At 44.4% G+C, this 13960-nt stretch carries 10 protein-coding genes; 1 reads left to right on the forward strand and 9 read right to left on the reverse strand.

Translation table 11 applies throughout. The annotated features are described in order from the left end of the window. Positions 1-225 precede the first annotated feature (225 nt). Positions 226-1413: a Stk1 family PASTA domain-containing Ser/Thr kinase gene (locus tag A8708_RS33005; RefSeq protein ID WP_068671009.1), complete on the forward strand. Its 1188-nt coding sequence runs from the start codon at positions 226-228 to the stop codon at positions 1411-1413. A 1074-nt stretch (positions 1414-2487) separates the two neighbouring features. On the opposite strand, the gene cysI is transcribed toward A8708_RS33005, so the two are convergent. The 9 genes from cysI to A8708_RS35725 all read right to left on the reverse strand — a co-directional run bounded on the left by cysI (position 2488) and on the right by A8708_RS35725 (position 13452). Then, positions 2488-4209: an assimilatory sulfite reductase (NADPH) hemoprotein subunit gene (gene cysI, locus A8708_RS33010; protein ID WP_068671011.1), complete on the reverse strand. Its 1722-nt coding sequence runs from the start codon at positions 4207-4209 to the stop codon at positions 2488-2490. A 38-nt stretch (positions 4210-4247) separates the two neighbouring features. Next, positions 4248-6074 carry an assimilatory sulfite reductase (NADPH) flavoprotein subunit gene (locus tag A8708_RS33015; protein ID WP_068671013.1) on the reverse strand — a complete coding sequence of 609 codons (1827 nt, stop codon included), beginning with the start codon at positions 6072-6074 and terminating at the stop codon, positions 4248-4250. Positions 6075-6282: 208 nt separating this feature from the next. Next, the gene (locus A8708_RS33020) at positions 6283-7125 is read right to left on the reverse strand and encodes a carbohydrate ABC transporter permease (RefSeq protein WP_068671015.1); all 843 of its coding nucleotides are present in this window, start codon (positions 7123-7125) and stop codon (positions 6283-6285) included. 54 nt (positions 7126-7179) lie between these two features. Then, entirely contained in the window at positions 7180-8058 is an 879-nt protein-coding gene (locus tag A8708_RS33025; RefSeq protein WP_068671084.1) for a carbohydrate ABC transporter permease, read from the reverse strand. 82 nt (positions 8059-8140) lie between these two features. After that, positions 8141-9478, reverse strand: a complete 1338-nt coding sequence (locus tag A8708_RS33030) for an ABC transporter substrate-binding protein (protein WP_068671017.1) — start codon at positions 9476-9478, stop codon at positions 8141-8143. Between the two features lie 126 nt (positions 9479-9604). Further along, the gene (locus A8708_RS33035; RefSeq protein WP_068671019.1) at positions 9605-11194 is read right to left on the reverse strand and encodes a response regulator; all 1590 of its coding nucleotides are present in this window, start codon (positions 11192-11194) and stop codon (positions 9605-9607) included. Positions 11195-11200: 6 nt separating this feature from the next. Continuing rightward, positions 11201-13003: a sensor histidine kinase gene (locus tag A8708_RS33040; protein ID WP_068671021.1), complete on the reverse strand. Its 1803-nt coding sequence runs from the start codon at positions 13001-13003 to the stop codon at positions 11201-11203. A 118-nt stretch (positions 13004-13121) separates the two neighbouring features. Beyond that, positions 13122-13292: a sporulation histidine kinase inhibitor Sda gene (gene sda / locus A8708_RS35125; protein ID WP_082927956.1), complete on the reverse strand. Its 171-nt coding sequence runs from the start codon at positions 13290-13292 to the stop codon at positions 13122-13124. Then, positions 13285-13452 (reverse strand): hypothetical protein, encoded by a 168-nt coding sequence (locus A8708_RS35725; RefSeq protein WP_157265159.1) that lies wholly within the window; start codon positions 13450-13452, stop codon positions 13285-13287. Before A8708_RS35725 ends, sda begins: the two co-directional genes overlap by 8 nt. Between the last annotated feature and the right edge of the window lie 508 nt (positions 13453-13960).

The following is a 13960-nucleotide window of genomic DNA, read 5'->3' on the forward strand; positions in this document are numbered from 1 at the left end:
GGTCCTCTTACGCATAGAATAATCCTATTAAAAAAATGAGAGCTTATAAGTGATAAATTTCGTTCAATTTTCTCAAGAATGTTCCAAAATGAAGGAAAAAGTTGTACAGTTAAGGTATTCCGCAATTAACTTTTAATAAAAACTCCTCCTAAATTCCTATCTGCCTTCGAATCCTTTATAATAAATAGTAACTCTATCATATACGCCAGAGAGGATGGTTAATCCATGCCCGATCGAATAGGTACACGATACGTGCCAAGCACACAAATCGTCTCTTTCCCTCATGGAACTCTCCATTATGGTGATGATGTATTTCTGACTCGCAAAGTATTACTGTATCGTAAAGCGCTTCGTCACAATCAACTCGGTGTCGATTACATAAGCTCACTTCAGGATAAAGCCGCGTTTATTCACGATGGATTCCATCATATGTTGGATACATCTATCGCTCAGGATGCCGTCACCATTATTTTACAAGCGAAAAGTGGTTCGCTGTTTGCCCATACGATGTTCAAACGCAAATGGTCCTATGCAGCTGTTGTCGCGATCATTAGCGACTTAGGTGTTTCTCTGTTGGATGCCATGGAAGACAAGATTACAGGCTTTTCCGTACGACCAGATAATTTATGGTTAACTGATCAGAATAAACTATCTGTCATTAACTATTGGGAAGAAGATGAGCCCGAAGAACAAGGAGCCGTTGGTCTGTGCCGCTTAATGATTCAGTTACTTACAGGGAGCGAGATCATTTCGGATACATTCGAGGTTATGCACACGAGTCTAGAGCGCGCTTCAATTCCAAGCGCGACGACAGAGCAAAAGTTAGCTTTGATTCGCCTCATCAAATTTATTTGTCATGGGCAGTCCTCGCTCTCTTCGCTCGTCTTCGGACTTCGGAGCTTACCTCCTTCTGCCTCAAGTAATTCGAGTATCAAACAAGAAGAGCCGATCCCTGAGGAATCCACTGAAATACTTCCTACTGTTCAATATGAGAGCCATATCCGTTCTAATCGTTCAGCTAAACTAATTGCGCTAGGCTCCGTCTCAGCTCTCGTGATAGGGATAATCTCTGTGTGGTATCTGTGGCCAGAGCCAAAGGTTGTGCAAACCGTCGTGATCATCTCGCCTACGCCAACTAGTACGCCAATAGCAACAACTGGTCCAAGTGCTACTCCAAACGTTAAGTTAACAAGCATGAACGAAGCTACCGAGGAAACCATCGTGCCTAATCTGGTAGGCCAAACGCAGGCGGATGCGGAGGAAATGGCGCTAGCTGCCGGACTCCACTACAACTTTCTCATTGAAACAAGCACACAGGCGAAAGGCATCGTAACGAAACAAGAGCCAAAAGCAGGAACAAAGGGCTTGGTTGGGGATAATGTAACGTTCTGGGTGAGCAAGGGGGCACAATGAGGGGTTAAGCGAGCGGGGTTTGCTGCTGACTGTAAGGAGCACAGTATGGAGCTATAGCGAGTGAGTTTGTGGCTGACTGTAAGGGGCACAGCATGGAGCTATAGCGAGCGAGTTTGCGACTGCCTGCAAGGGGAACAGCACCTTATGAAGTACCGCTTTTTGAGCTGCCCACCGCGCGCCAGGCATAACTTTAACTGGAAAAACTACAGCTAAATTCAGTTAAAATAGCTGGAATTTACTTTTAGATGGAAAAACTACAGTTAAAATTCAGATTTCTGCCCGTTTGGCAGGAAATCCCCTGAAATAGCTGTAGTTTTTCCAGTTATTCATCTTTTTCGCTAGAAATCTAATGAAATAGATGGATTTTTTCCATCAATTTCACACGCTTGTTGGGATAGACTCGTTGCTCGCTCCAATTGATCACTTCATCGCTCCTAATCGCGTCAATTGCCAATTTGCCCCCCTCCGAGCGCCAGTTTCACATTAACTGGAAAACATACAGCTAATTCCAGCTAAAATAGCCGGATTTAACAATTAGATGGAAAAACTACAGCTAATTCCAGCTAAAATAGCCGAATTTAACAATTAGATGGAAAAACTACAGTTAAAATTGAGATTTTTGCCCGTTTGGCAGGAAATCCACTGAAATAGCTGTAGTTTTTCGAGTTATTCATCTTTTTCGCTAGAAATCTAATGAAATAGATGGATTTTTTCCATCTATTTCACACGCTTGTTGGGATAGTCTTGATGCTTGCTCCATTGAGGTAATCTTGATTACAGTTGATATTTCCGCCAACTCCCCACGAACCCATTAGCTACTCCACAACACTCGCACCACATAATGCGCCTTCCACACAAACTTAGCATCAACGTGTTACCAAGAAGACTAGCTCCCCCTCAACCAGTTACCAAGAAAACTGACTACTCGTCACAAGAAGCTAACTCGTATCACACCGATAAGAGTCGTAACTCCGAACGTATATTCGGTAGGTATCGCACTACAATGCGCCGATTTCCAACTCGCACAAAGAAAAAGCAGTTCAAGCCACTAACGACTTAAACTGCTTTTCTATACTATGCGTGGAAATCTTGACCCGAACGAACTTCTTTCACATAGCCAGCGCGGATAACGAAGTCTCCGAAATGTTCGTCAGTTTGACGCTCTTTGGCGTAATGAGGAATGATCGTTTGCAAGGAATCCAGAATCTCGGATTCACCGATGTTTTCTTTGTACAATTTATTCAAGCGGTTTCCTGCAAATCCGCCACCAAGGTACATGTTGTACTTGCCTGCTGCTTTACCGATAAATGCAAGTTCAGCTAGCATAGGACGTGCGCAACCATTCGGGCAGCCTGTCATCCGAATCGTAATTTCTTGTTCACGAAGGCCTACACCTTCAAGAATGGACTCGACTTTCGTAATCAATGAAGGCAGGTAACGTTCCGATTCCGCCATCGCGAGTCCGCAAGTTGGGAACGCAACGCAAGCCATCGAATTTCTACGTAATGCGGAGTAATGCAACCCATCTGTAATACCGTGATCTTTGATCAAATCTTCGATCTTCTTCTTTTTCTGTGCGCTCACGTTGCCGATCATCAAATTCTGATTCGACGTAAGTCGGAAGTCGCCAGTATGGATCTTCGCAATTTCGCGAAGCCCCGACATCAAACGGTAGTCGCCATCGTCCATCACGCGGCCATTTTGAATGAACATCGTGAAATTCCATTTCCCGTTGTTATTCTTTACCCAACCATAACGATCTCCATTGGATTCGAAATGGAATGAACGAGTTGGCTCAAGATTCCAACCTAGACGCGTTTGTAGTTCATTCACGAACCACTCAATACCACGATCATCAATTGTATATTTGAAACGAGCATGTTTACGAACGGAACGATCACCATAATCACGTTGAATCATAACAGTTTTCTCAGCCAGATCAACAGCCTGCTCCGGCTTAATGAAGCCGATCACTTGACCAACCTGCGGATATGTCTTCACATCTCCGTGAGACATCCCCATACCGCCGCCAACGGATACGTTAAAGCCGACTAAGCGGCCCTCTTCAATGATCGCAATGTAACCAAGATCCTGCGAGTAGACGTCTACATCGTTGGATGGTGGCACTGCGATTCCGATTTTGAACTTACGCGGCAGGTATACGGGACCATAGATCGGTTCTTGTTCTTCCCCATCGCGGCTATCGATCAACTTCTCACCATCAAGCCAAATCTCATGATACGCTTTCGTACGCGGGTCCAAGTGGTTGGAAATGCGATTCGCCCACTCATAAACCTCGCCGTGCACATCGGATTGATAAGGATTGGGGTTACACATCACGTTACGATTCACGTCACCACATGCAGCAAGTGTGCTTAGCATGGACGCGTTCACTTCTTGAATCGTTTTCTTCATATTCCATTTGATTACGCCATGCAATTGGAATGATTGACGCGTTGTTAAACGAATCGTGCCATTTGCATACTTCTGAGCAACACGGTCCATCATCAACCATTGGTCAGAAGTTACGATACCACCTGCAGCACGCACACGCAGCATGAACTGGTAGGCAGGCTCTAGCTTCTGCTTGGCACGTTCGTTACGCAAGTCACGATCGTCCTGCATGTAGCTGCCATGGAATTTCATCAAACGGTTGTCATCCTCGGGGATGGAACCTGTGATGCGATCTTCAAGCGTTTCTTCTAAACTTCCGCGCAAATAATTACTGCGGATTTTAATTTGTTCAACATCACTATGCGGCGCACTATTCTTCGATAGCAAATTATTTTCGGACATCTTGAACTTTCTCCTCTCGCGATCGCGGGGACCCCGTATTAATAAACATCCCGTTGATAACGTTTTTGCTGTTGCATGTTAGCCAAGTATTGCACGGCTTCTTCATTATTTAATCCGCCCTCTTGCTCAAGAATCGTGAGCAGCGCAGCATTCACATCGTGTGCCATTTTCTTCTCGTCACCGCAAATATAGACAACAGCGCCTTCTTGCAGCCATTGATATAGTTCACGGCTCTTCTCGAGCATACGGTTCTGAACGTATACTTTTTGATCTGTATCACGGGAGAAAGCTACGTCTAACTTCGTTAGAACGCCATCTTTCAACCAACGCTGCCATTCCACTTGGTACAAGAAGTCTGTAGCAAAGTGTTGATCTCCGTAGAATAACCACGTTTTGCCATCTGCACCCGTCTCTTCTCTCTCTGCGAGGAATGAACGGAACGGAGCTACACCCGTACCAGGTCCAATCATAATAATTGGTGTTTCAGGGTTCTCAGGCAACTTGAAATTCGGGTTGTTCTGAATGTATACCGGTAATGCCGCGCCAGATAGTGCACGCTCAGCAAGGTGAACGGAACATACCCCATAACGGTTACGTCCATTCGCTTCATAGCGAACCGAACGCACAGTGATGTGTACTTCATCCGGTGAAGCTTTGGATGAACTCGCAATCGAGTATAAGCGAGCTGGCAATTTGCGAAGAACAGCAACGAATTGAGTAGCAGGCACACCTTGTAAAGAGAAGTCTTGCACCAAATCCAAGAGATCGCGACCTGCAATGTAGGATTTCAACTCCGCTTCATTACCAGGGGTAACAAGTGCTTGAAGCTTATCGTTTGCCGTCAGCTTTGCCACTTGCTCAAGCAGAGGCTTCGTCAAGACAGTAATTTCAAATTTACGAAGCAGCGCTTCTTGCAAAGGACGCTCTTCACCATTTTTGTTTACAGCAACTGGCGTACTTGCATTCCAGTTCATCGCCTGAATCAGTTCATCGACAAGCCGTGGGTGATTCTCTGGGAATACACCTAAGCTATCGCCTGGTTCGTATTGAAGATTGGAACCTTCTAATGAGATTTCCACATGGCGCGTTTCACGATCGGAACCACGGCCATTCAAGTTTAAGTTCTCGAGCACTTCCGCTTGGAACGGATTCGTTCTGGAGTATTCCGATTCCGCAGAAACCACAGCACTCGCAGCAGCAGTTGAACCGCCGCCAACAGCATTTGCTGATGAAGCGTTCAACGCTCCAAGTACACTAGTAATCCAAGCCGCCGCTGGCTCGTCAAAATCAACATCACAATCAACACGTTCAGTTAAGGATTTGGCACCAAGCTCTTGCAAACGCTTGTCAAAATCTTTGCCCGTTTGGCAGAAGAACTCATACGATGTATCACCTAACGAAAGAACGGAATAACGAAGTTCTTCTAATTGCGGCGCTCTTTTACTGTGAAGGAATTCGTAGAATGAGATCGCATTATCAGGCGCATCACCTTCGCCATGTGTACTCACGATGATGAGCAGGTTTTGAACCTTTTTCAGATTATTCGGTTTAAAGTCACTCATGGAGGAGAGCGTTACTTGGAACGATTGCTCTTCCAGTTTTTTGGCAAACTTTTTGGCCAATCCATGGGAATTCCCTGTTTGTGATCCGAAAAGTAAAGTAACTTCTTTGGAAATCACAGGTTGACTAGCTGCAGCCGTAGGTACGGAAGCAACAGGAGCTGTCGCAGAAGTTGTCGAACCTTGTTGAGCAGTTAAATATCCACTCAACCAAATTCGTTGTGTATCTGTTAACGTTGGTAGAACGCGGTTGAGCAATTCAACTTGCTCTTGGTTAAAAGGACTGTTTAAGACTTGAAGTTCCAACAAAATCCACCTCATCAGCATGTATTGATAAGCTTTGCTATTTTTCGCACTATTTTTACTCTCCATTGAAAATTATCACAGTGCGCACCGTAGGTCAATTAGAATCATCTTATGAGATATATAAGGGGAATTGATATATGGCTTAATTGACACTATTCATGCAAAAAATGACCCCAAAATGGGATCATTTTAACATTAATATCCAATATTAACCTTTTACTGCCGACCCTACGGTCATGGCTTTCTCAACTTGCTCACTGAATAAAATATAAACAAGTACGGTTGGCAAACTAGCAATCGTCATCGCCGCCCCCATCGCGCCCCAGTTCGTTGTAAACTGGCCTTGGAAAAATAGTAACCCGAGAGGTAAAGTTTTCAGCGATTCTTTGGTAATTAGAATGAGTGCCATCGTGAATTCATTCCAAGAAGATAAGAAGACGAATATGACCATTGTTGCCATTGCCGGTTTAATAATGGGCAAAATAATCGTATAAAAGGTCCGATAAATACTAGCCCCATCCATACAGGCGGATTCTTCAAGCTCAACAGGGATGGATCGGAAGAACCCGTAAAACACCATGCTGGAGAACGAAATATTAAAGGCAATATAAGGAACGATCAGTGCGCCATACGTATTAGCTAAGTGGAAATCACGCACCAGAATAGCTAAAGGAATCATGATCACTTGCACAGGAATGAACATCCCGATGACAACATAGATTCTTGCCACTTCCTTGAAGCGCCAATGCATGCGTGCTACCGCATAGGAAAACGTTACAGCGAGCACAATCGTCCCAACAACGGTGCAGGCTGCCACGAGCAAGCTATTACTAAAATACTGCGGTACATTAAATTTGGACCAAGCATCGATATAATTTTCAAATCGAAAATGTGTGGGAATCCCGAAAGGATTCGTGACGAAAATCTCATTATTATTTTTGAGTGAATAGAAAATCATCCACAATAACGGATACACCGACAACCCCGCATACACCCATAATAGGATGCCTAGGAGCGGATTCTTCTTGCGCAATTTAAGTAAGCCGTTCATCCGTCACATCCTCCTTAAAGTTTTCGTAAGAAAACTGGCTTCGTAAGCATTAACTTAAAAGGTAATACGTTCACGTGCAATAAGTTTATTAATCGCTAACGTTACAATCAAACATTCGATAACAAGGAACGCTGCTGCCGCGCTGCCATAACCGAATTCACCAACACGGAACGCAGAACGGTACATCAAGTACGTCAAAGTGTAGGTTGAATTACCTGGTCCGCCGCCCGTCATGATAAACATATTGGCAAATGCGTTCAAACCACCTGTAATCGCGAGGACTAGGCAAAATTTATACGTCTCAGCCAACATTGGAATTGTAATCTTCATATGTGCTTTGAATTTGGAAGCGCCGTCGATACGGGCAGCCTCTAAGTACTGTTCAGGTACAGATTTCACAGCTGCAAGAAGCAGAGCGAACTGGTAACCCATGTACTGCCATGCATTGACGAACGCAATCGCGAAGATGGCCGTTTTGCTATTCGTGAGCCAGTCTTGACGGTAAGAGATGCCAAGCGCTTCAAATACCTTGTTAATTAGGCCATACTCACTGTTATACATCGCCAGCCACAGTTGACAGACGACAGTTATTGAAAGCACGACCGGAATGAAATAAGAAATGCGTAGAATCTTACTCCCTTTGAAACCTTCTGCTACGGCAAAAGCGAGCACAGACCCGATCCCAATTTGCACAATGGCTAGAATGCCTGCGAACACGAGTCCATTATAGAGAGACGTGTAAAATATACGATCTTGAAACAATTGCTTATAGTTATCTAGAAAGATAAACGTGCCGTCACTTAAGCCATCCCATTCGAACGTACTGCGATAAAAGGTTTGTAGAATCGGATAAAACACGATTACTGTATACAAAAGGAGAGCCGGCAGCGTGAACAGCATAATCGCCGCTTTATTTCCCAAGAATTTGCGCATGTCATCACTTCCCTTGTAGAGTAGAAGACTCACGCTGGGGTGTAGCATTCCAGGGTGAGTCTCCTTGTCAAAAGAATCCCATTTATTTCGCTGTTACAGCTGCTTTCTCTAAATCTTTGATAAACATATCCGACGTATAATTACCCGTCATAAGGTTTTGTGTAGCATCTTCAAGTGCTGCTTTGAACTTCGGATTGGATAAGCCCCATGAGAAAGCGGTTGTGCTTGTAATTTTCGGAATATCTTTGGAAAGCTGATCCATCATTGGCGGGAACTGCTTCACAATTGGCTTATCAACTTTCGTTGCCACAATCGGGTTGCTGCGGTTCGTGAACTTGTACTCTGCGTATTTCAAGGAAATGAACGAAGCTACTTTGGCAGCAAGTTCTTTATCCTTCGTGTTTGCAGATACGGCATATCCACCAGGACCGCCACTTCCGCTGAATGCTGTTTTACCTTTGTCGTAGGCAGCTGCATCCGCTGCTGGCAAGTACATGTAGCCAGCTTTGTCGCCTAGCGCCTTCGTTGCTGCTTCAATTTCCCATTGACCGTTGATGAACATAGCTGCTTTACCTTCATGGTAAAGTGCTGCAGCTTGATCATAGTTCAAGTTCGTTGCACCTTTTGGCAGCATGCCCGCTTTGACAAGCTCGACAATTTTATCTGCTGCCGTTTTGTACGCCGCATCGGATGCTTTCGCAGTACCTTTATCCAATTTGTTGATGCCACCTGGTTCTGCACGTGTAACGAACATGTCATAGAGCGCTACGCACGGCCATTTCTCTTTAGCGAAAATGGAAAGCGGTGTAATTCCTTTTGCGTTGAACGTTTTAACAGCTGTCATCATTTCATCATAGGTTGTTGGCACTTTCACACCATTTTGTTGGAACAAATCTTTGTTGTAGTACAGGAGTGCTACTTCATTACCTGCATACGGGAATGCGTAAGTGTGTCCATCATCCGTCACGAGTGTGTTCATTGCGCTTGGCTGCATTTTGTCCTTGAAGCCAAACTTCGTTACATACTCATCCAACACCAGGATGTTATTGGATTTTTTGAACGTGTCGATAATGTCTAGACCTGCTTGGAAAATATCTGGAAGATTCCCTGTCGCTGCATACGTCTTCAACTTCTGTCCATCATCTTGTGCCTGGATATCTAGCTCTAGCTCGACATTCGGCATTTCCTTTTTCAATTCTGCTACCGCATAGTCATAAGGTGTTTTCGTATCTTCATCTGCATATTGCGCATAAATTCTTAGTTTGACTGGTTTGGCATCCGTCTTTGCCGGTGCTGTTGTTGCTGCAGCTGTTGCCGCTGGTGCTGCGCTCGTTGTTTCTTTCGGTGTTTCTGTGGAACCGCAAGCTGCTAGGCTAGTCGCCGCGAGTAAGCTTACGAGAGTTACTGCCATCTTTTTCATGTGTAGACCTCCCAATAATTCTTGTGCGTTTCTCCTCTTTACATCCTCAGTATAGAGGCAAAAACCCACAGTGATAATGGAATAACTGAGGGCTTCTGGTAAAATCCGCACATTCTTGTGCAGTCGTTATATGCGATTATTTTCATACTCGCTTGGCGAGTATCCGAAGAATTTCTTGAAGCTTTTGCTAAAGTAACTAGGGTCATTGACCCCAATCTGCTCAGCTATATCTGCGAGGCGAATATTACCTTTACCTAGTAATTCCTTCGCCTTGTGCATGCGAACATGGGTCACATAATCCGTGACGGTCATGCCGATTTCCTTCTTAAATATAGCCCGCAAATAGCTTGGGTTAATAAACACCTGCTGGGCAATCCCATCCAATTGCAGCTCAGAATTCATATATTGCCCCTCGATGTACTCTTTGGCTGATTGAGCAATCTTCGAAGATCTTGTCTTCCTGTGCTTATTCGTATATTGAATGGCTTTAGCGAAGAGTTCCTTAATCCATGTCGATGTACTCTCGATGGAACCCAACCGCTTAATTTCACTATAGGGATAAAAAGCTTCGCCGAAACAGTCTTCAATGGGATGCCCCATCTCTGTAATATAAGACAGGCAAACCGAGATTAACCCCATCGAAATCACATAGGTATACTCCAGTGACAGCCTTTGCTCACGTATGGATTGAAAAACTTCTTCCAGCTTATCTTCTACCTTCTCCGTATTATGCATGCGTAAGAGCACAAGCAGCTCCTCGTTAACCTCTGTCGGGTACAGCGCTTGCTTGCCAGAATCAAGTGCACTCGAGCCATATGCGATGACGCGATCATTTCCTAATACGAATTTGTTCTGTAAAGCCTCTAGTGCCTCTAGGTAGGAAGTTCGAATACCACCGTAACCAGACTGACTCCGACCAACACCAATGGTGATCGTGAATTTCAAATACTTTTTGATCAGAAAGATAAGCTTCTCATACCCCTCTAATGCGGGAACCTCAAGTTCTTTCCCCCCATGGTGCTCGACCAAACAAATAATACGTCCTTCTGGCCCGTTAAAAATGAGGTGATGCCCCGTTTCCTCCAGGGCTTCGTTCAGAATGTTCGTCACGGCATACTTCCACAGTAAACGTTCGCTTACTTGATTCCACTTGACATCCAGCTGGTCGATCTCAATGCAAGCAACGATGAACAAAGAGGAGGCAAATGATTCCCCGAGTTGTTGAAGTTTCTGCGTCGTTTCCTCTGGCGAATGATGATAGTCGCTGCTCAGCAAATGATTCAAATAGCTTTCCTTCATCAATTGCTGATTTTCTTTGAGGGTGGATCGCTCTTCTCGTGCTCTTTCGTGTTCTTTCTGCAGCTTTACTAGTGTTAAAATGAGTTCGTCTTTGGAAAATGGCTTGAGGATATAGTCCTCAACGCCAAGCTTCAACGCCTTGCGCGCATAATCAAATTCGTTATGTCCTGTGATGAGGACAACGCTCGTAGCCGGGTAATGCTCCTTTAACTGCTCAGCAAGCGTTAAACCATCCATGAACGGCATGGTTATATCTACAAGCGCGATATCTGGACGATGCAATTGCACTTGTTCGAGCGCTTCGATCCCGTTCTTCGCTTCCGCACAAAGTTCAAACCCATAGGCCTCCCAGTCTAACGCCGAACGCAAATATTCTCGAAAAATCGATTCATCATCGACGATTACTATTTTCTGCATGCTTATCTACTCCTCATCACGCTGAACGGGCAGCCAGAGCGTAACTTCTGTGCCTTGTCCTTGTTCACTTGTAATTTGTAAGCCGTATTCATCTCCATAATACAATTGGATACGGTCGCTCACATTCCTGAAGCCATACCCCACGGCCTCTTGCGGAGAATCGGTCTTTTTCACGATCGCCTCGAGCCGCTCTGCATTCATACCTACACCATCATCGGCGACAATGATTTTTATTTTGGCATCAACAATTTCGCCTGTTACCTTGAGAAGCCCAAGACTTCCTTTCGTTTTGAGTCCGTGATAAATGGCGTTTTCGATCAATGGCTGTATGGTCAGCTTCGGAATTTGTCCGTGGAGCACATCGTTATGAATATCAAATTCATAAGTAAACACATCGGAATAACGAATACGTTGTATGGCTAAATAGTCTTTCACGTTGCGAATTTCTTCTTCAATTGTGATGGTTTCGCGGCCTTTACTAAGCGCAGCGCGGTAGAAATCGGCTAAGGCTTTCGTGGTCCGCTGCACATCGCGGGTTCGACCCATTTCGGACAGTGTATAGATGACATCCAACGTATTATAGAGAAAATGCGGCTTAATCTGTGCTTGAATGAGCGCAAGTTCGTATTCTCGCTTCTTCTTTTGCTCCCAATTTATATTGGTCAATAGCTCTTGAATCCGCCGAATCATCGCATTAAAACCAGAGGATAACATCCCAATCTCGTCCTCGGAATTCACTTGGAATTCGATGTCTAAGCTACCTTCCTTGACTCGCTTCATGTATTTCGTGAGCCCCATAATGGGCTTGGCGATCAATTGGGAGAGCATTCCTGCGCCAAGCAGGGCAAAAAAGAGGCATACAATACCTATCAGCACGATAAGTAGTGTAATTTTGTGCGTATCTGCCGTCAAGGATGCAAGGGGCGCCATCGAAATTAATTTCCAGCCAAAGCTAGGTACATCTGAACTGACAACGAGCGTTTTCTCATATTCGAAGGAAATCGGCTCAGACACATGCTTGCTGGAAGTGATCCAACGCTTCATCTCGGGGATCGCTACTTCTTGGAGAACATCCTCTGGATGCTGAGATGAGGTAACGACGCCTTCATCATCCACAATAAAGTAGCTGCTATCTTGAATGGAACCGATTTTCTGATAAATCGCGGATAAGGAACTTTCCTTAATATTGAGGACAAGCAGCCCAAGTTTCTGCCCGGTATAAATATTGACAATCCGCTTACCCAGCGTCATTACCGTTTCTTGTGAGCCATTGGTTAAATAATCCCTGCGCTGCATGGGGAACCAAATGTTATTCCCACTGGATGCATCAATTTGCTTCAACATTGGGCTTGCGGTCAGCCACTCCCGATTCCGCTCCATGAGCGCATTCGAGCCATAGACGCGATTATTCGTATCAATGAACGCTGCCGACTGTACATCAGGAAAAACGAGCAAGGCAAAGCTCAGTTGGTTCGTGATCTGCGTGTACATCTGCAGGCTGGTTTCTGGTGCAGCCAAGGATTGCGGGTCCTCGACAATGACCTTGTTCAGATTGATCGTTAGCATATTTGCGCAGCTCTCGACGTTCGTTAACATGCCGGTGATACGAGTTATGATCAGGGAGGAGTTGTCCGATACGTTTTTAATCGTTTTTTTGACAATAGCGTTCGTGTACACTTGATTTGACACGAAACCCAGAACAAACAAAGGTACGAAGATGAGCGGAAAATAAATGAGAATGATTTTATATCGAATGCGTTGGTTGCGGAACCAATGTGTTATTGGAATCAGCTTCTGACGTATATGCATGTGTGCCCTCCCTTTAGCGAAAACAAAAAATCCCCTACCGTGCAACGTCAGGAATACCCTGTCCGTTACATTGTAAAGGATTCATACCTTTTTTTAAACTCACTCATTGGAGCTATCATTATGTTGTGCTTTCTAAACTATTGTCTCGGAATAAACTAATCTGCCTAGCTTGAATTTCTAGAAGTAACAACATAAGAAATTCTTTACTCAGCTTCATTCGGCTTGCATTTATATAGGCATCAACAAGCGTGTCATTGGGGATGGCTTTCAAATTATCGCGATCATTCATTGTGCAACAACCAATTCGGGCTTTCTTCTAGCATCGACATCATCTTCTTCATCGATTGTTGAATTTGTTCATCGGAGGGCAAGCAAATATTGCCATAAGATTGTTGTACAACATCCGTTAACACCGAATCAAAAATGCCATTAAACTGCTCTGATTTCACAGGAACCCCTCCTAATTTTCATTTATTTGGAAATTCTTACTTCTATCTTAGCTTGAAGTGCATTAAAAAACAGCGCATTTTTTTTTGCATCTCTTACATCTTTTTTTTCAATATTATGTAATATCGTTTGCATTCAGGGCGTCGCGGTAAATGGTCTGTGGCGCGGGTTTGCGCAGGATAGTTCAGAAGAACTACGTCGAAATCGGGTAGTACACATCAAAATCCCAGTCGCGCATGTATTCTAATCTTATCTGCCGATTCTTCCTCTAGCTTAGGTCCGATTGCGCCCCCAGCACAGAATAGTCCGAATTTGCACAACTAATCTCCCCGTCGGCCACATTAAAGCTTAATTAGTCCTAAAAAACCCAACTAATCCGACTAAAACTCCCCTCACACAAGGAAAATGGAAGAATAGTTCGGCAAAATCGTTACTACTTAGGTAGGCTAGGATGATGCAAATTGGAAATTGCCATGCAGAATTTGTACTAAGGAGGAAAGTAGGGGGTAC

The sequence above is a fragment of the Paenibacillus oryzisoli genome (assembly GCF_001653565.1).
Lineage (GTDB): Bacteria > Bacillota > Bacilli > Paenibacillales > NBRC-103111 > Paenibacillus_E > Paenibacillus_E oryzisoli.